At 65.8% G+C, this 18,211-nt stretch carries 19 protein-coding genes; 11 read left to right on the forward strand and 8 right to left on the reverse strand.

Annotation, left to right across the window (positions count from 1 at the left end; translation table 11 throughout):
* Positions 1–54: 54 nt before the first annotated feature.
* Both K2O50_RS15755 and K2O50_RS15760 read left to right on the forward strand, forming a co-directional pair.
* Positions 55–1,332, forward strand: coding sequence for a bifunctional O-acetylhomoserine aminocarboxypropyltransferase/cysteine synthase (locus K2O50_RS15755; RefSeq protein WP_050706236.1), 1,278 nt, complete (start codon positions 55–57; stop codon positions 1,330–1,332).
* Positions 1,333–1,396: 64 nt separating this feature from the next.
* Entirely contained in the window at positions 1,397–2,170 is a 774-nt protein-coding gene (locus K2O50_RS15760; RefSeq protein ID WP_050706237.1) for a hypothetical protein, read from the forward strand.
* 141 nt (positions 2,171–2,311) lie between these two features.
* Here the strand turns inward: K2O50_RS15760 and K2O50_RS15765 are convergent, their stop codons facing one another.
* Entirely contained in the window at positions 2,312–2,608 is a 297-nt protein-coding gene (locus K2O50_RS15765; RefSeq protein ID WP_050706238.1) for a DUF3077 domain-containing protein, read from the reverse strand.
* Between the two features lie 416 nt (positions 2,609–3,024).
* Here K2O50_RS15765 and K2O50_RS15770 point away from each other — a divergent pair, with 416 nt between their 5' ends.
* The 4 genes from K2O50_RS15770 (at position 3,025) to K2O50_RS15785 (ending at position 7,722) form a co-directional block, all read left to right on the forward strand.
* A complete protein-coding gene (locus tag K2O50_RS15770) occupies positions 3,025–4,080 on the forward strand; it encodes a GlxA family transcriptional regulator (protein WP_050706239.1) in 1,056 nt (351 codons plus the stop codon).
* A 131-nt stretch (positions 4,081–4,211) separates the two neighbouring features.
* A complete protein-coding gene (locus tag K2O50_RS15775; RefSeq protein WP_050706240.1) occupies positions 4,212–5,417 on the forward strand; it encodes an NAD(P)/FAD-dependent oxidoreductase in 1,206 nt (401 codons plus the stop codon).
* 261 nt (positions 5,418–5,678) lie between these two features.
* Positions 5,679–6,482: a 2,5-didehydrogluconate reductase DkgB gene (gene dkgB, locus K2O50_RS15780; RefSeq protein ID WP_050706241.1), complete on the forward strand. Its 804-nt coding sequence runs from the start codon at positions 5,679–5,681 to the stop codon at positions 6,480–6,482.
* Between the two features lie 58 nt (positions 6,483–6,540).
* Positions 6,541–7,722 (forward strand): MFS transporter, encoded by a 1,182-nt coding sequence (locus K2O50_RS15785; RefSeq protein ID WP_050706242.1) that lies wholly within the window; start codon positions 6,541–6,543, stop codon positions 7,720–7,722.
* A 105-nt stretch (positions 7,723–7,827) separates the two neighbouring features.
* Here the strand turns inward: K2O50_RS15785 and ahpF are convergent, their stop codons facing one another.
* The 7 genes from ahpF to K2O50_RS15820 form a co-directional block, all read right to left on the reverse strand.
* Entirely contained in the window at positions 7,828–9,390 is a 1,563-nt protein-coding gene (ahpF, locus tag K2O50_RS15790; RefSeq protein ID WP_050706243.1) for an alkyl hydroperoxide reductase subunit F, read from the reverse strand.
* 124 nt (positions 9,391–9,514) lie between these two features.
* On the reverse strand, positions 9,515–10,078 hold the full coding sequence (gene ahpC, locus K2O50_RS15795; RefSeq protein WP_008090543.1) for an alkyl hydroperoxide reductase subunit C: 564 nt from the start codon (positions 10,076–10,078) through the stop codon (positions 9,515–9,517).
* 247 nt (positions 10,079–10,325) lie between these two features.
* Positions 10,326–11,681 (reverse strand): glutathione-disulfide reductase, encoded by a 1,356-nt coding sequence (gene gorA / locus K2O50_RS15800; protein ID WP_050706244.1) that lies wholly within the window; start codon positions 11,679–11,681, stop codon positions 10,326–10,328.
* Between the two features lie 97 nt (positions 11,682–11,778).
* Complete coding sequence (gene galU / locus K2O50_RS15805; RefSeq protein ID WP_050706245.1) at positions 11,779–12,618, reverse strand: UTP--glucose-1-phosphate uridylyltransferase GalU; 840 nt, start codon at positions 12,616–12,618, stop codon at positions 11,779–11,781.
* Between the two features lie 231 nt (positions 12,619–12,849).
* The gene (locus K2O50_RS15810; RefSeq protein ID WP_050706246.1) at positions 12,850–13,764 is read right to left on the reverse strand and encodes a c-type cytochrome; all 915 of its coding nucleotides are present in this window, start codon (positions 13,762–13,764) and stop codon (positions 12,850–12,852) included.
* The gene (locus tag K2O50_RS15815) at positions 13,761–14,411 is read right to left on the reverse strand and encodes a cytochrome c (RefSeq protein WP_050706247.1); all 651 of its coding nucleotides are present in this window, start codon (positions 14,409–14,411) and stop codon (positions 13,761–13,763) included. Before K2O50_RS15815 ends, K2O50_RS15810 begins: the two co-directional genes overlap by 4 nt.
* 145 nt (positions 14,412–14,556) lie before the next feature.
* Positions 14,557–14,916: a hypothetical protein gene (locus tag K2O50_RS15820; protein WP_050706248.1), complete on the reverse strand. Its 360-nt coding sequence runs from the start codon at positions 14,914–14,916 to the stop codon at positions 14,557–14,559.
* 164 nt (positions 14,917–15,080) lie between these two features.
* Here K2O50_RS15820 and K2O50_RS15825 point away from each other — a divergent pair, with 164 nt between their 5' ends.
* The 5 genes from K2O50_RS15825 to modB all read left to right on the forward strand — a co-directional run bounded on the left by K2O50_RS15825 (position 15,081) and on the right by modB (position 18,210).
* On the forward strand, positions 15,081–15,383 hold the full coding sequence (locus K2O50_RS15825) for a DUF1883 domain-containing protein (RefSeq protein ID WP_050706249.1): 303 nt from the start codon (positions 15,081–15,083) through the stop codon (positions 15,381–15,383).
* Between the two features lie 15 nt (positions 15,384–15,398).
* Positions 15,399–15,569, forward strand: a complete 171-nt coding sequence (locus tag K2O50_RS15830; protein WP_177330847.1) for a hypothetical protein — start codon at positions 15,399–15,401, stop codon at positions 15,567–15,569.
* A 34-nt stretch (positions 15,570–15,603) separates the two neighbouring features.
* Positions 15,604–16,668 (forward strand): nitronate monooxygenase family protein, encoded by a 1,065-nt coding sequence (locus K2O50_RS15835; protein ID WP_050706250.1) that lies wholly within the window; start codon positions 15,604–15,606, stop codon positions 16,666–16,668.
* Positions 16,669–16,771: 103 nt separating this feature from the next.
* Positions 16,772–17,530 carry a molybdate ABC transporter substrate-binding protein gene (modA, locus tag K2O50_RS15840; RefSeq protein WP_050706251.1) on the forward strand — a complete coding sequence of 253 codons (759 nt, stop codon included), beginning with the start codon at positions 16,772–16,774 and terminating at the stop codon, positions 17,528–17,530.
* Complete coding sequence (gene modB, locus K2O50_RS15845; RefSeq protein WP_050706252.1) at positions 17,530–18,210, forward strand: molybdate ABC transporter permease subunit; 681 nt, start codon at positions 17,530–17,532, stop codon at positions 18,208–18,210. The genes modA and modB overlap by 1 nt, the downstream gene beginning before the upstream one ends.
* Position 18,211: the final 1 nt, after the last annotated feature.

Below are 18,211 nucleotides of genomic sequence, written 5' to 3' on the forward strand. Positions count from 1 at the left end.
CGCCGCCCCGGCCCATGCTCAGCCGCTTCCACACCACGCTCAAGGAACGACCGCATGAAGCTGGAAACTCTCGCCATCCACGCGGGCTTCAGCCCCGACCCGACCACCAGGGCGGTGGCCGTGCCGATCTACCAGACCACCTCGTTCGCCTTCGACGACACCCAGCACGGCGCCGACCTGTTCGACCTCAAGGTCGCGGGCAACATCTACTCGCGCATCATGAACCCCACCAACGACGTGCTCGAGCAACGCATGGCCGCCCTCGAGGGCGGGGTCGGCGCGCTGGCCGTGGCCTCGGGCATGGCCGCCATCACCTACGCCATCCAGACCGTCGCCGAAGCCGGCGACAACATCGTCTCGGTGGCCAAGCTGTACGGCGGCACCTACAACCTGCTGGCCCACACCCTGCCGCGCATGGGCATCACCACCCGCTTCGCCGCCCACGACGACATCGCCGCCCTCGAGGCGCTGATCGACGCGCGCACCAAGGCAGTGTTCTGCGAGTCGATCGGCAACCCCGCTGGCAACATCGTCGATATCGCCGCGCTGGCCGAGGCGGCCCACCGCCATGGCGTGCCGCTGATCGTCGACAACACCGTGGCCACGCCGATTCTCTGCCGCCCGTTCGAGCACGGCGCCGATATCGTCGTGCACTCGCTGACCAAGTACATCGGCGGCCACGGCACCAGCATCGGCGGCATCGTCATCGACTCGGGCAAATTTCCCTGGGCTGATCACAAGGAACGTTTCGCCCTGCTCAACACCCCCGACCCGTCCTACCACGGCGTCACCTACACCGAGGCCTTCGGACCTGCCGCCTTCATCGGCCGCTGCCGCGTGGTGCCGCTGCGCAACACCGGTGCCGCGCTGTCGCCGTTCAATGCCTTCCTGATCCTGCAAGGCCTGGAGACCCTGGCCCTGCGCATGGAGCGCCATACCGAGAATGCGCTCAAGGTCGCCCGCTACCTGCAGGAACACGACCAGGTGGCCTGGGTGAAATATGCCGGCCTGCCCGACCATCCCGAGCACCAACTGGCCCGGCGCTACACCGGCGGCAAGCCGGCGGCGATCCTGTCGTTCGGCATCAAGGGCGGCCAGGCCGCCGGGGCGCGCTTCATCGATGCGTTGCAACTGGTGGTGCGCCTGGTCAACATCGGCGACGCCAAGTCGCTGGCCTGCCATCCCGCCTCCACCACCCACCGCCAGCTCAACGACGAAGAGCTGGAAAAAGCCGGCGTGCCGCGGGACATGGTGCGCCTGTCGATCGGCATCGAGCACAGCGACGACATCATCGCCGACCTCGCCCAGGCCCTTGAGGCCAGCCGCGGCTGATCGACCCGCGCCCCACCCAATGCCGACGGCGGGCGCGTACCCTGCAGAACCGGAACCCCACGCAATGACCCTTTTCTACCTGAAACTCCTCGTCACCCCGCTGCTGATGTGGGCCATCTCCCTCGCCTCGCGGCGCTGGGGCGGCCTGCTCGGCGGGCTGCTGTCCGGTCTGCCGATCACCTCGGCCCTGGTGATGACCTTCCTGTGCCTGGAGCAAGGCACGGGCTTCGCCCTAGGCGCGGTGCCCGGCGCGCTGGGTGGGTTGGCGGCGGTGCAGGCCACCTACACCTTCTACCTGTTCGCCACGCGCAAGGTTGGCATCGGCGTGGCAGTCGCGCTGTCGATCCTGTTCTATGGCCTGGCGGCCTATGCCTTCACCCATTGGGGAGGGCTGTACCTGTCGGTGGCCGTGGCGCTGCTGCTGATCGGCGTGCTGATCCGCGCCAGTGGCCGCGAACCCAGGCCCGACACCCTCGCCCGCCCCCGACACCGCTATTGGGAAATACCCCTGCGCATGGTGTCCGCCACCTCGCTGCTGATGGTCACCACCAGCCTGGCCAGCTGGCTGGGGCCGGCCACCAGCGGCATGCTCGCGCCGATTCCGGTGATTGCCTGGCCACTGGTGGTGTTCGCCCATGTGCAAGGCGGGCGGGCCGGGATGGCGGCGATGGTGCGGGGCAATGCCATCGGTGCGGTGGGGGTGATTGCGTTCTACCTGGCGATGGCGGGGTTGCTGGAGCGGCTGGGGGTTGCCGTGACCATCAGCCTGGCGATGGTCTTGGCGGTAACGTTGACTGTCGCATTGGCGGCGATCCTGCGACGCCTGCGAAAAGACTGAGCTGTAGATCAGCTACATCGTGGGAGCGGGCTTGCCCCGCGATCACCGGCAAAGCCGGTGCCATACCCTGTACTCCTTGCAACCCAGACAAAAAAGCCGCTTTCGATTGCTCGAAAGCGGCCCTTCTCGGTGCACCGGACTTCAACTGTCACCTTGCTCCTGCATCACCGGCAACTGTCCATCGATCATCGCCTTGGCCATGCCGCTGAGGTAATACGTAGCCCGCATCAGCGTCTGTGCCTCTTTCGGCTGGCTCAACGCCTGGTAGGTCAAGCTGGTGATGCAGCCGAGGATGATCGTTGTTTCCTGCAGTACGTCTTCGGTCGGCAACCCCGGGATCGCCTGCACCCAGTCACGCACCGCGTACCGCTTGCTACGACCGACCAGGCTGACGATCTTCAGGCCCCCAGTGCCCTTTGCGTGTTCGTCCTTGTCCATAACCTTGCCCCCAGGAAAAAAGAAAGAGCCCGTCGCGGTTCATCCTCCGCAGCCGCCAGACCAAACCGCGCGATCCCTGCGCGGTAAGCTGCCCAGTGGTCCGGCCTGCTCCGGTGAAGTGAAGCGCGACGAGCAGCCCGAGACTAAAGCGAGCGTCAATCCGCTACAACGGGCTACCGGGGGAAAAGGCACCTTTAGGAAAAGGACTACATAAACAACGGAAGAAAGGCTGTAGGACCTGCAATATTCTCCGCAGATGTTGTCGGTTTAGACCCCGGTGCATCGCCGTTCGCTGCACTGGGACGGCAACGCAACCCATCGCCGGCAAGCGCCACATGCGCCTGTCGTGCCGCGCTTGATCGGCACAGCGCCAAGTGCTCGACTTAGGTTCATGCCCACGCCACAAGCAGCTTGCCATGACCGACATTCCGCAGATCCCCACCCCGCCCGTGCACGCCCTGGATCAGCCGCGTACCCTGCTGTTCCTCGCCTACCCGCAGATGGGCCTGCTCGACCTCACCGGCGCGCAGACGGTGTTCTGGGCCGCGACCAAGGCCCGCGCCGCCCGCGGCCTGCCGGGTTACCGCCTGGTCACCGCGAGCCTCGAGGGCGGCCTGGTGCCGACCGCCGAGGGCCTGGCGGTAGGTACCGAGCCACTGGCGCCCTGGCTGGGCGAACCCTTCGACACCCTGGTGGTGCCCGGCGCGCCGGAGATCGTCCGCACCCTCCCCGATCATGCCGAGCTGGTTGCCTGGCTGGCCCAGGCCGCCCAACGCGCCCGACGCACCGCCTCGGTGTGCAGCGGGACCTTCCTGCTGGCCGCCGCCGGACTGCTCGACGGCCGCCGAGCCGCCACCCACTGGGCGATGTGCGATGCGCTACACCGGCGCTTCCCGGCCATCGAAGTGGACGCCGAGTCGATCTTCGTGCAACAGGACCAGGTATGGACCTCGGCCGGGGTCAGCGCCGGCATCGACCTGGCGCTGGCCCTGGTCGAGGCCGACTGTGGCCGCGAGGTGGCCATGCAGGTGGCCCGCGAGCTGGTGGTGTTCCTCAAGCGCCCCGGCGGCCAGGCGCAGTTCAGCGAACTGCTCAAGGCCCAGGGCGAGGACAGCGCCGCCTTCGAGGCCCTGCACCTGTGGCTCAACGAGCACCTGGGCGACCCGCGCCTGACGGTCGAGCGGCTGGCCGAGCAGGCACGCATGAGCCTGCGCAACTTCACCCGGGTGTACAAGCACAAGACCGGCCGCACCCCGGCCAAGGCCATCGAGGTGTTCCGCCTGGAGGCGGCGCGGCGCTTGCTGGAGAACTCCGACCAGCATATCGAGCAGGTCGCCCGCCACTGCGGTTTCGGCAGCGAGGAGCGCATGCGCCTGGCATTCCAGCGCCACCTGGCGGTGACCCCGCGGGACTACCGGGCGCGCTTCGCCCGCAGCGTGCCGCTGGCCGAAATCCAGGGTTCTTTGGCCTAGGGGCAAACCGGGGGCGCGCTTAGCATCTGCAGCACGCCTGTCGGGCCACGGTCCATGTCCTCCCGCAAGGCGTACCCTTTTCCCACTGCCGCAGCGACAACATCGACAATCGCGGCATCCAGGAGCACCCCATGAAACAGATCCTGATCATTGGCGCAGGCTTCGCCGGGCTGTGGAGCGCCCTCGGCGCCGCCCGCCTGCTCGACCAGCACAAACGCGACGACGTGCTGATCACCGTGCTCGCGCCCCAGGCCGAGCTGCACATCCGCCCTCGCTTCTACGAACCCGACGTGCACACCATGGCCGCGCCGTTGCAGGCGCTGTTCGACGCGGTCAACGTGCGCTTCGTCAAAGGCAGCGCCTACCACATCGACCAGGCCAGCCGTGAAGTGGCGTACCGCCAGCCCGGCGGCATCGAGGCCAGGCTTGGCTACGACCGCCTGATCATGGCCTGCGGCAGCCTGCTCAACCGCCCGGCGCTGGAAGGCTTCGACCGCCACGCCTTCGACGTCGACAAGATCGAGTCGGCCACCCGCCTTGAAGAACACCTCAAGTCCCTGGCCGCCCGCCCCGACAGCCCCGCACGCAACACCGTGGTGGTGGCCGGGGGCGGCTTCACCGGCATCGAGACCGCCACCGAGCTGCCCAGCCGGCTGCGGGCGATCCTCGGCGACAAGGTCACGCCACGCATCGTCGTGGTCGACCGCGGGGCGAAGATCGGCGCCGCCCTGGGCGCAGGTATCAGCCCGGCCATCGAGCAGGCCTCGGCGGCGCTGGGCATCGAGTGGGTCTGCGGCGCCACGGTGGCCTCGGTGGATGCCGGCGGCGTGCTGCTCGACAACGGCGAACGCATCGCCGCCAACACGGTGGTCTGGACCGTCGGTTTCAAGGCCAACCCGCTGACCGAGCAGATCACCGGCGAGCGCGACCGCCAGGGCCGCCTGCATGTGGACGGCCAGCTCAAGGTCATCGGCAACCCGGATGTGTATGCCGCGGGCGACGTGGCCTATGCGGCCTGCGACGAGGTCGGCAACTTTGCCGTGATGTCCTGCCAGCACGCCATCCCCCTGGGCCGCTACGCCGGCAACAACGCCGCCGCCGAGCTGATCGGCGTGGCACCGATGACCTACAGCCAGCCCAAGTACGTCACCTGCCTGGACCTCGGCGCCTGGGGCGCGGTGTACACCGAGGGCTGGGAACGCACCGTCTCGCCACCGACCGACAAGTTCGAGGCCAAGCAGCTCAAGCAGCAGATCAACTCGGTGTGGATCTACCCGCCGGCACCGGACCGGGCCACCGCACTGGCAGCAGCCGACCCGCTGATTCCGGTCGCCTGACGGCACTGCTGAGCTCCGGGGCTGCGCTGTCGCTGAGAGCCGTCAGCGCAGCCCCTGCCGGCTTGCCCCGCGATGGCGGCAATATCCGCTATTGCCTCGCCCCGCTCACAATCCAACCAGGTATTCATGACTCCAGGTCAAAGGACCTTGGCGCGTCGACGCCTTAATCAATCCCGCCGAACACCGCACACTGCGCCTACCCGTTCGAACCCGTGCCCCACTGCCCGGGTCTCGATCCCCTCACACGACAGGAGCAGTTGCATGAGCATTCCATCCTTTGGCCTGGGTACCTTCCGCCTCACCGGCCAGGCCGTCATCGATTCGGTCAAGTCGGCGCTGGAGCTGGGCTACCGCGCCATCGACACCGCGCAGATCTACAAGAACGAGGCCGAGGTCGGCCAGGCCATCGCCGAAAGCGGCGTGCCGCGCGACGAGCTGTTCATCACCACCAAGATCTGGGTCGACCACTACGCCGCCGACAAGCTGATCCCCAGCCTGCGCGACAGCCTGGCCAAGTTGCGCACCGACCATGTCGACCTGCTGCTGATCCACTGGCCGGCGCCGGGCAACGGCGTCGAGCTGCCCGAATACATGCAGGCGCTGGCCGAAGCCAAGCGCCAGGGCCTGACCGGCCAGATCGGCATCTCCAACTTCAATATCGAGCTGACCCGCCAGGCCATCGCCGTGGTCGGCCAGGGCGAGATCGCCACCAACCAGATCGAACTCAGCCCGTACCTGCAGAACCGCAAGCTGACCGCATTCCTCCAGGAACAGGGCATCACCACCACCTCCTACATGACCCTGGCCTACGGCAAGGTGCTGAAGGATCCGCTGCTGGCCGAGATCGCCGCCAAGCACAAGGCCACGGTGGCCCAGGTGGCCCTGGCCTGGGCCTTGCAGCTGGGCTATGCGGTTATCCCGTCGTCCACCAAGCGCGAGAACCTGGCCAGCAACCTGCTTGCCCGCAGCCTGCGCCTGGACGCCGACGACATGGCGCGCATCGCCACCCTGGAACGCAACGGCCGCGAAGTCAGCCCGGACGGCCTGGCGCCGGCCTGGGACTGATATCCTTCGGGCATGGAGGCCCAGCGCCCCGCTCTCAACCGCTTTTTCGGAGCTCCCAATGAGCACGCTTTCCCCCAAACGGGTGCTGTTCGCCCTGGCCATCGGCGCCTTCGGCATCGGCACCACCGAGTTCACCCCCATGGGCCTGCTGCCGGTGATCGCCGATGGCGTCGGGGCCAGCATCCCCAGCGCGGGCATGCTGATCACCGCCTATGCCATCGGCGTGATGGTCGGCGCGCCGATCATGACCTTGCTGTTCAGCCGCTTCGGCAAGCGCGCCGCGCTGATGATGCTGATGGGCATCTTCACCGTCGGCAACCTGCTCTCGGCCCTGTCGCCGGACTACTACACCCTGCTGCTCTCGCGCCTGATCACCAGCCTCAACCACGGCGCCTTCTTCGGCCTGGGCGCGGTGGTGGCCGCCAGCGTGGTGCCCCGGGACAAGCAGGCCAGCGCCGTGGCCACCATGTTCATGGGCCTGACCATCGCCAACATCGGCGGCGTGCCAGCCGCCACCTGGCTCGGCCAGCAGGTCGGCTGGCGCATGGCCTTCGCCGGCACCGCGGTGCTCGGCGTGCTGGCCATCGCGGCGCTGTGGTACGCCCTGCCCAAGGGCGAGCGTGGCAGCGTGCCCCATGTACGCAAGGAGCTGGCGGTGATCGCCCGCCCCAACGTGCTGCTGGCCATGGCCACCACGGTCCTGGGCGCAGGCGCCATGTTCACCCTGTACACCTATGTCGCCCCGGTGCTCGCCGAACTGACCGGTGCCTCGGACAGTTTCGTCACCCTCGGCCTGGTGCTGATCGGCGTCGGCTTCACCCTTGGCAACAGCCTGGGCGGCAAGCTGGCCGACTGGTCGCTGGACGGTGCCGCGCGGATCTTCCTCGGTGCGCTGGCGGCGATCATGCTGCTGATGCCACTGGTGCTGGGTAGCCATGTCGGCGCCGCGCTGGCCTTGCTGGTGTGGGGGATGTTCACCTTCGCCGTGGTGCCGCCGCTGCAGATGCGGGTGATGATCGCCGCAGCCGAGGCACCGGGGCTGGCGTCGTCGATCAACGTGGGCGCCTTCAACCTGGGCAATGCCGTCGGCGCCGCCCTGGGTGGCGCGGTGATCAGCCTGGACTTGGGCTACGCGGCGGTGCCGATGGCCGGTGGCCTGCTGGCGGCGACCGGATTGCTGCTGGTATGGCTGGGCGGGCGCGGCAAGGCCGCCGACAAGGCGCTGAGTAATCCCGCCTGACCAGGATCACCCACATAGGGCGAGCTTGCCCGCGATAGCCGCAACACAAAAACGCCGCCATCCCCGAAGGAATGGCGGCGTTTTCACGTTTACACCCCGCTGGGGTCAGGCCGGCGCCGAAGTGCGAATCAGATGATCGAAGGCTGCCAGCGACGCCTTGGCGCCCTCGCCCACGGCGATGACGATCTGCTTGTACGGCACCGTGGTCACGTCACCGGCGGCGAACACGCCGGGGATGCTGGTCTGGCCCTTGGCATCGACGATGATCTCACCACGCGGCGACAGCTCGACCGTGCCCTTGAGCCAGTCGGTGTTCGGCAGCAGGCCGATCTGCACGAAGATGCCTTCCAGCGCCAGGTCATGCAGCGTGTCGCTGGTGCGGTCCTTGTAGCGCAGGCCGGTGACCTTCTCGCCATCGCCGACCACTTCGGTGGTCAGCGCGCTGGTGATCACCTTGACGTTCGGCAGGCTGTGCAGCTTGCGCTGCAGCACGGCATCGGCGCGCAGCTGGCTGTCGAACTCGATCAGGGTCACCTGGGCGACCACGCCGGCCAGGTCGATGGCCGCTTCCACGCCGGAGTTGCCGCCACCGATCACCGCCACGCGCTTGCCCTTGAACAGCGGGCCGTCGCAGTGCGGGCAGTAGGCCACGCCACGGGCACGGTATTGCTGCTCGCCCGGCACGTTCATTTCCCGCCAGCGGGCGCCGGTGGCGAGGATCACGGTCTTGGCCTTGAGCGAGGCGCCGCCGGCCAGTCGTACTTCGTGCAGGCCGCCATCGGTGGCCGGGATCAGCGCTTCGCCGCGCTGCAGGTTCATGATGTCGACGTCGTACTGCTTGACGTGCTCTTCCAGGGCCGTGGCCAGCTTAGGCCCTTCGGTCTCCTGCACCGAGATGAAGTTCTCGATCGCCAGGGTGTCGAGCACCTGGCCACCGAAGCGCTCGGCGGCGACACCGGTGCGAATGCCTTTACGGGCGGCGTAGATCGCGGCGGCGGCGCCAGCCGGGCCACCCCCGACCACCAGCACGTCGAAGGCGTCCTTGGCGTTGATCTTCTCGGCCTGGCGAGCGCCGGCATTGGTGTCGATCTTGCCGAGGATCTCTTCCAAGCCCATGCGGCCCTGGCCGAACACTTCGCCGTTCAGGTAGATGCTCGGCACCGCCATGACCTTGCGGGCTTCGACTTCATCCTGGAACAGCGCGCCGTCGATGGCGACGTGGCGCACATTGGGGTTGAGCACCGCCATCAGGTTCAGCGCCTGGACCACGTCCGGGCAGTTCTGGCACGACAGCGAGAAGTAGGTTTCGAAGCTGAACTCGCCTTCCAGCGCCTGGATCTGCTCGATCACTTCGGCACTGGCCTTGGAGGGGTGGCCGCCGACCTGCAGCAGCGCCAGCACCAGGGAGGTGAATTCGTGGCCCATGGGGATGCCGGCGAAACGCAGGCTGATATCGCCCCCCGGGCGGTTCAGCGAAAACGAAGGACGACGGGCGTCATTGCCATCCGCGCTGAAGGTAATGAGGTTCGACAGGCCGGCGATTTCCACCAGCAGGTCGTGCAGTTCGCGGGACTTCGCGCCGTCGTCGAGGGAGGCAACGATCTCGATCGGCTGGGTGACCCGCTCCAGGTAGGTTTTCAGTTGCGATTTAAGCGTGGCGTCCAACATACGGGCGATTCCTTTTTCAAAACTCGGATACAAAAACGCCCAGGCGAGATCGCCCGGGCGTTTTTACGGGGCGGTGACAACTTAGAAGTGGCGGTTGCTCACCGCCCGCATCTGACGCATGGCCTTAGATCTTGCCGACCAGGTCGAGCGACGGAGCGAGGGTGGCTTCGCCTTCTTTCCACTTGGCCGGGCAGACTTCGCCTGGGTGGGCGGCAACGTACTGGGCAGCCTTGACCTTGCGCAGCAGTTCGCTGGCGTCACGGCCTACACCGCCGTCGTTGATTTCAACGATCTTGATCTGACCTTCCGGGTTGATCACGAAGGTACCGCGATCGGCCAGGCCGGCTTCCTCGATCAGCACGTCGAAGTTGCGCGAGATGACGTGGGTCGGGTCACCGATCAGCGGGTACTTGATCTTGCCGATGGTGTCCGAGGTGTCGTGCCAGGCTTTGTGGGTGAAGTGGGTGTCGGTGGACACGCCGTAGATTTCCACGCCCAGCTTCTGGAACTCGGCGTAGTTGTCAGCAAGGTCACCCAGTTCGGTCGGGCAGACGAAGGTGAAGTCGGCCGGGTAGAAGAACACGACGGACCACTTGCCTTTCAGGTCGGCTTCGCTGACCTGGACGAATTCGCCATTGTGGAAAGCAGTGGCGTTGAACGGTTTGACCTGGCTGTTGATGATTGGCATGAGAGACGCTCCTTCATGGGTTGAATTCGGTTGACGGAGAGAATCCTAACCGCTGGTCCCGATGAAGGCTCATTGGCAAAGCTCATGCTGGTGATTGGTTTTGGCTATAAGGCGAGATTATTAATAGAAGGGATTGGGCTGAGCAAAGGATTGCGGGGGCAAAATGCATCGCGGGGCAAGCCGCTCCCACGCCAGGAGGTTTTCAGGCGTGGGGGCGGGCTTGCCCCGCGATCAGGGGTAACGCGTATCAGCGGGTGACGGTGCGCATGGTCACGAACTCTTCGGCGGCGGTCGGGTGCACGCCGATGGTCTCGTCGAACTGCTGCTTGGTCGCCCCTGCCTTCAGGGCGATCCCCAGGCCCTGGATGATCTCGCCGGCGTCCGGCCCGACCATGTGACAGCCCAGCACCTTGTCGGTTTCAGCGTCGACCACCAGCTTCATCAGGGTCTTTTCCTGGATATCGGTCAGGGTCAGCTTCATCGCCCGGAAGCGGCTCTCGAAGATCTGCACCTTGTGCCCGGCGGCCAGCGCCTGCTCCTCGGTCAGGCCCACGGTGCCGATTGGCGGTTGGCTGAACACCGCGGTCGGGATGTTCTGGTAGTCGACCGTGCGGTACTGCTCGGGTTTGAACAGGCGGCGGGCCACGGCCATGCCTTCGGCCAGCGCCACCGGGGTCAGTTGCACGCGGCCGATCACGTCGCCGATGGCCAGGATCGACGGGGCGGTGGTCTGGTACTGCTCGTCCACGCGGATGTACCCGCGCTCGTCCAGTTCCACGCCGGTGTTCTCCAGGCCCAGGTTGTCCAGCATCGGCCGGCGGCCGGTGGCGTAGAACACGCAATCGGCGACCAGCTCGCGACCATCCTTGAGGGTGGCCTTGAGGCTGCCGTCCTCAAGCTTGTCGATACGCTGGATGTCGGCGTTGAATTGCAGGTTCAGGCCGCGTTTTTCCAGCTCTTCCTTCAGGTGCGTGCGCACCGAGCCGTCGAAACCACGCAGGAACAGGTCGCCCCGATACAGCAGCGTGGTGTCGGCGCCCAGGCCCTGGAAGATCCCGGCGAACTCCACGGCAATGTAACCACCGCCCACCACCAGCACGCGTCGCGGCAGTTGCTTGAGGTAGAACGCCTCGTTGGACGTGATGGCCAGTTCCTTGCCCGGAATGTCCGGCACCTGCGGCCAGCCGCCGGTAGCGATGAGGATGTTGGCGGCACTGTAGCGCTGGCCCTCGACCTCCACCTCATTGGCGCCGGTGATGCGTGCGTGGCCCTGCAACAGGGTGACGCCGCTGTTGACCAGCAAGTTGCGGTAGATGCCGTTGAGGCGCTCGATCTCGCGGTTCTTGTTGGCGATCAGCGTGCCCCAGTCGAAGTGGCCCTCTTCCAGGGTCCAGCCGAAGCCTGCAGCCTGTTCCAGTTCGTCGGCGACATGGGCGCCGTACACCAGCAGTTTCTTCGGTACGCAACCGACGTTGACGCAGGTGCCGCCGAGGTAGCGGCTCTCGGCCACCGCCACCTTGGCGCCGAAGCCTGCGGCGAAACGCGCCGCGCGTACACCGCCAGAACCGGCGCCAATCACGAACAGATCAAAATCGTAAGCCATGCATTGAGTCTCCTAGGCAGGCGCCCAGCATAGCGCCGTTGGCCGCCGCAAACAAAAAAGCCACCCGAAGGTGGCTTTTCCAGACAACGCCGGGGACTCAGTAAGCCTTGCCGGTCTTGTAGAAGTTCTCGAAGCAGAAGTTGGTCGCCTCGATATAGCCTTCGGCGCCACCGCAGTCGAAACGCTTGCCCTTGAACTTGTAGGCGATCACGTTACCTTCGGCGGCCTGCTTCATCAGCGCGTCGGTGATCTGGATCTCGCCACCTTTGCCCGGCTCGGTCTGCTCGATCTTCTCGAAGATGTCCGGGGTCAGGATGTAGCGACCGATGATCGCCAGGTTGGACGGTGCGTCCTCTGGCTTGGGCTTCTCGACCATGGCGTCGACACGGAAGATGCCGTCCTTGATCTCTTCACCGGCGATGACGCCGTACTTGTTGGTTTCCTGCGGATCGACTTCCTGGATGGCGACGATCGAGCAGCGGTACTTCTTGTACAGCGCGACCATCTGCGCGAGCACGCCGTCACCGTCGAGGTTGACGCACAGGTCGTCCGCCAGCACCACGGCGAACGGCTCGTCGCCGATCAGCGGGCGGCCGGTCAGGATGGCGTGGCCCAGGCCTTTCATTTCGGTCTGGCGGGTATAGGCGAAGGAGCACTCGTCGAGCAGACGACGGATGCCGACCAGGTATTTCTCCTTGTCGGTGCCCTTGATCTGGTTTTCCAGCTCGTAGCTGATGTCGAAGTGGTCTTCCAGGGCGCGCTTGCCACGACCGGTGACGATGGAGATCTCGTTGAGGCCGGCGTCCAGTGCTTCTTCAACGCCATACTGGATCAGTGGCTTGTTGACCACCGGCAGCATTTCCTTGGGCATGGCTTTGGTAGCGGGCAGGAAGCGGGTGCCGTAACCGGCTGCCGGGAACAAGCATTTCTTGATCATATACGTCCTTAACAAGGGCTTTGCGTACGAAATTCGGCGCAGTCTAATCAGGCGGCGGTCACCTTACAATGCCCCCCGCGCTGGCCGATGCCATCATAGAGACATTCCAGTGTAGATAGTTCCGCCGGGGCGTGAATTTCAGGCGACCGGCAGCATCATCGCGGGACGGGCCCGCCCCACGATCATCCCTTGCAGGGCGTGGGAGCAGGCTTGTCCCGCGAGGGTTTCAGCTCAACCGCCGATCCCCTGCCCGATCAACACGCCATCGACTTTCTGCCCATACAGATTGACCCCGTCGTTGGCATGGAACTTCAGTCGGGTCTTCTCGATCGAGCCTTCGACCAGCCGCGGATCCTGCGGCCGCTCATGGCGGTTGATCCACGCCGCCACGTCCCAGGCCTGCTGGTCGCTCAGGCTGCCGGGCTTGCCCAGTGGCATGTTGTACTTGATGAACGACGCCGCGGTATTGATCCGGTGCATGCCGGCGCCCCAGTTATAGGAATCCTTGCCCCACAGCGGCGGCATCACGTATTCCCCGGCCACCTTCTGCCCTTCGCCATTACCGCCGTGGCAGATCGCGCATTGCTCGTCGTACACCTGCTTGCCGCGCTTGAAGTCGTAACCGCCTTCGGGCTTGGGCACCTCCGGGTAGCCGCGACCGGCAATCTCGACGCCGGTCGGCGCCTGGGTCGACAGCCAGTAGGCGTAAACGCTCAAGGCGGTCATCTGCGGGCTGTCGGCCGCCGGCGGCTTGCCGTTCATGCTGAAGGTAAAGCAGCCCTGGATACGCTCGGCAAAGGTGTTGACCTTGTCGTTCTTCTTGCGATACGCCGGATACATCGGGTAGGCACCCCACAACGGCGCGGAATGCGCCAGGCGCCCCTGGTCGAGGTGGCAGTTGCTGCAGTTCATGCCGTTGCCGACCGCGTCGGGCATCAGCCGGCGGGTATCGACGAACAGCGCGTGGCCTTCACGGATCATCTTGCCGAAAGCGTTATCCGGGATCGCGCTTTCCGCCGGCGGCACGAACTGCGGGGCGGCCTGCACGCCCGGGACCTTGAGCTGGGACTGGTCTTCCATGGCGATGGGCGCGGCCTGGGCAGTGCCCATGGCCAGCAGCAGGAGGGTTGGCATCAGGACTCTCATGGCTTGACCTCCTGGCTGGTCGGTTGGGCGAAGTAGTCGGCGACCGCCTTGACCTCGGCATCGGTCATCGCCTTGGCCACGTTGACCATCAGCTGGTTGGGATCGTTGCTGCGGCTGCCATCGCGCCAGGCATTGAGTTGCGCCACCAGGTAACCGGCAGGCTGCCCGGCCAGCGGCGGGAAGTGTTCGCCGACGCCACTGCCGCCCGGGCCGTGGCACTGTACGCAACCGGGGATCAACCGGCTCCAGTCGCCATAGATGGCCAGGCGGGTCACCGGATCGTTGGCGATCTGCTGACGGCGCGTGTCCGCCGCGGCATCGGCCGGCAGCTTGGCCAGGTAGGCGCTGACCGCCTCGATCTCGGCATCGTCCAGGGCCTTGGCCAACGGTTCCATCACCGCCTGCTTGCGGCTGCCGTTGCGAAAGTCATGCAATTGCTTGCTGAGATAGCCGGCAGGCAGGCCGGCAAGACGGGGAAAACCGGCGGCGGCAATACCCTTGCCATCCGGCCCATGGCAGCCCAGGCAGGCCATGGCGGCGGGGTTCTGCCCGCCCTGGTTGAAGATTTTCTGGCCATCGGCAGCGTGCGCCGAGGGCCAGGCCAAGATCAGCAGGCTGCCGATCACGACATGGCTCAGGGGTTTCATCACGGAGGCTCCATTTCCTTGTTATAAGCTTAGGCTTAAACGATATAAGCCCAGAAATACTAGGCCTATTCCCCGACGTGCGACAACGCGTCACCGGGAAGGAAAGTGGCAAACCGCCAGCTAATTGCCGATTAACTGAGCTGGATCAAGAACCGGAGATGCACTGGGTCGCCGAGGTGCGCACATCCCCCAGGCGCAGCGGGAAGTTGTTCAACCGCTCGTACACCTTGATCGCGCTGCCGCTGCCGCGCTTGTCGATATCGAGCAGCGCCGCCGGGCCGACGCCGGCCGACACCTTCTGCGGCACGGTCAGGCGCAAGCCATCGCCGCGCACCTCTTCCTGCAAGGGATCACGCGTATCGGCCAGCTTGCGCTTGACGCAGTCGGCATACTCGCGCGGCGTCTTGCCGGAGATCACATCCAGCGTCGCGTGGGACTGCTCGAGCTCCGTCACGCTGACACAGCCACCCAACGTCAGCGCCACCGCTGCTGCTACCCATTTCATCTACATCGTCTCCAGCTTCTTCAAAGTCATCCTCTGACCACATCCAGGCGGTTTTGCTCCCACGTCTGGCAGAAATCTCCTTGGCTTGGCCAGCCCGGGCGCAAGTGTAACCTCACATCGTGGTATCTTTCGCGTTTGCTGAACCAATCCTTGCGGAGCACCCCATGAAATTCGTACACCAGCGCGAGCACCTGAACGAGGACGACATCGTCGTCATCGAGTGCTCCCAGCGCTGCAACATCCGCCTGATGAACGACGCGAACTTCCGCAGTTTCAAGAATGGCGGGCGCCACACCTACCACGGCGGCCACTTCGAGCGCTTCCCGGCGAAGATCACCGTGCCCAGCACCGGTTTCTGGAACATCACCATCGACACCGTGACCACCCGCCCGATCTCGGTGACGCGCAAGCCGGCCCTCAGCCACAAGATCAAGATCATCCGTCGCTCGTCGTCGAAACTTGGATAACACTCGGATAGCCGCATGACCCAGACCATCAAGTACGTGATCAAGTACAAGCTCGACGGCGAACGCCGCTGGGACTTCGCCCAGATGCCCGACGCCTCCCTCGAGCAGGCGCAGCAGGCCCTGCGCAAGATCCACGGCGACGACGCCGACAAGATCAGCGACATCCAGGTCAGCAAGGCCCTGTAACCACGCAGCACGCCCCGCACTCAAGGAGTCGCCCATGAGCCCCTGGCAAGACCGCCGCATCCTCGACCTGCTGGGTATCGAGTTGCCCATTCTCCAGGCCCCCATGGCCGGCGCCAGCGGTTCGGCCATGGCCATTGCCGTCGGTAACGCCGGCGGCCTGGGCGCCCTGCCCTGCGCCATGCTCAGCGCCGAGCAGGTACGCGGCGAGATCGAGGCCTTTCGCACCGCCTGCCGGGGCCCGCTCAACCTGAATTTCTTCTGCCACCAGCCGCCGGCGCCCGACCCCGAGCACGACGCCCGCTGGAAGCAGGCGCTCAAGCCCTACTACGAGGAAGTCGGCGCGGACTTCGAGGCGCCGACGCCGGTGTCCAATCGTGCCCCCTTTGACGAACTGAGCTGCCAGCTGGTGGAGGAACTGCGCCCGGAAGTGGTCAGTTTCCACTTCGGCCTGCCGGTGCCCGAGTTGCTGCAAAGGGTCAAGGCGAGCGGGGCCAAGGTTCTGTCCAGCGCCACCACGGTGGAGGAAGCGCTGTGGCTGGAACAGCACGGCTGCGACGCGATCATCGCCATGGGTTACGAGGCCGGCGGCCATCGCGGCATGTTCCTCGGCAGCGACATCACCAGCCAGATCGGCACCTTCGCCCTGGTGCCGCAGGTGGCAGATGCGGTGCAGGTGCCGGTAATCGCGGCGGGCGGTGTCGGCGATCACCGCGGCCTGGTCGCCGCCCTGGCCCTGGGCGCTTCGGCGGTACAGGTGGGCACCGCGTACCTGTTCTGCCCCGAGGCCAAGGTGTCTGCGGCGCACCGCCGCGCCCTGGACAGCGCGTCCGCCAGCGATACCGCGCTGACCAACCTGTTCACCGGCCGCCCGGCCCGCGGCATCAACAACCGCCTGATGCGCGAACTGGGGCCGATGAGCGCCCTCGCCCCACGCTTCCCGCTGGCCGGCGGCGCGCTGATGCCGCTGCGGGCGATCACCGATCCACAGGGCAACGCCGACTTCAGCAACCTGTGGTCGGGACAGGCGCTGCGCCTCGGGCGGCATATGCCAGCGGGTGACCTGACCCGCCTGATTGCCGGGCAGACAACAAAAAGCTGACTCTTAGATCAGGAAATTTTCAGCCCCCCTCTTCCCGACGGATGGCGTATCGCTATATAGTCCAAGACATAACGATAACCCGCCGCCCCTAGGAGCCGTTTGCATGCGTATTCGCCTGTCCCACCTGGCCTTCAGTGCCCTGGCCACCCTGATCGCCGTCAATGCCGCCCAGGCCGACGAAGTCCAGGTCGCCGTGGCGGCCAACTTCACAGCGCCCATCCAGGCCATCGCCAAGGACTTCGAGAAGGACACCGGCCACAAGCTGGTCGCCGCCTACGGCGCCACCGGCCAGTTCTACGCGCAGATCAAGAACGGCGCCCCGTTCGAAGTGTTCCTCGCCGCCGACGACAGCACCCCGGCCAAGCTCGAGCAGGAGAAAGAGACCGTCGCGGGCTCGCGCTTCACCTACGCCATCGGCACCCTGGCGCTGTGGTCGGCCAAGCCGGGCTACGTCGACGCCAAGGGCGAAGTACTGAAAAAGAACGAATACAAGCACCTGTCCATCGCCAACCCCAAGGCCGCGCCCTACGGCCTGGCCGCCACCCAGGTGCTGGACAAGCTGAAGCTGACCGAAGCCACCAAGGCGAAGATCGTCGAAGGCCAGAACATCACCCAGGCCTTCCAGTTCGTGTCTACCGGCAATGCCGAGCTGGGCTTCGTCGCCCTGTCGCAGATCTACAAGGACGGCAAGGTCAGCGAAGGCTCCGCCTGGATCGTGCCCGCCGAGTTGCATGACCCGATCCGCCAGGACGCGGTGATCCTCAACAAAGGCAAGGACAACCCGGCCGCCAAGGCCCTGGTCGAATACCTCAAGGGCCCGAAGGCCGCCGCGGTGATCAAGTCCTACGGCTATGAGCTCTGATGCCGCTCGACGCCAATGACCTGGGCGCAATCTGGCTGACCATCAAGCTGGCCAGCCTGACCACCGCCATCCTCCTGGTGCTGGGCACGCCCATCGCCTGGTGGTTGGCGCGCACCCGTTCCTGGCTGCGCGGGCCGATCGGCGCGGTGGTGGCCCTGCCGCTGGTGCTGCCACCGACGGTAATCGGCTTCTACCTGCTGTTGGCCCTCGGCCCTCATGGCTGGATCGGCCAGGCCACCCAGGTCCTGGGCCTGGGCAGTGTGGTGTTCAGCTTCACCGGGCTGGTCATCGGCTCGGTGGTGTACTCCATGCCCTTCGTGGTGCAGCCGTTGCAGAACGCCTTCGGCGCCATCGGCCAGCGCCCGCTGGAGGTGGCCGCCACCCTGCGCGCCAGCCCCTGGGATACCTTCATTCACGTGGTGCTGCCGCTGGCGCGCCCCGGCTTCGTCACCGCCAGTATCCTCGGCTTCGCCCACACCGTGGGCGAGTTCGGCGTGGTGCTGATGATCGGCGGCAACATTCCCGACAAGACCCGCGTGGTCTCGGTGCAGATCTTCGATCACGTCGAGGCCATGGAATACAGCCAGGCCCACTGGCTGGCCGGTGCCATGCTGGTATTCTCGTTCCTGGTGCTGCTGATGCTCTATGCAGGCCGTCGCGGCAAGGCTGGCTGGAGCTGAC

Origin of the sequence: Pseudomonas sp. 2hn (assembly GCF_019646095.1) — a bacterium.
Lineage (GTDB): Bacteria > Pseudomonadota > Gammaproteobacteria > Pseudomonadales > Pseudomonadaceae > Aquipseudomonas > Aquipseudomonas peradeniyensis.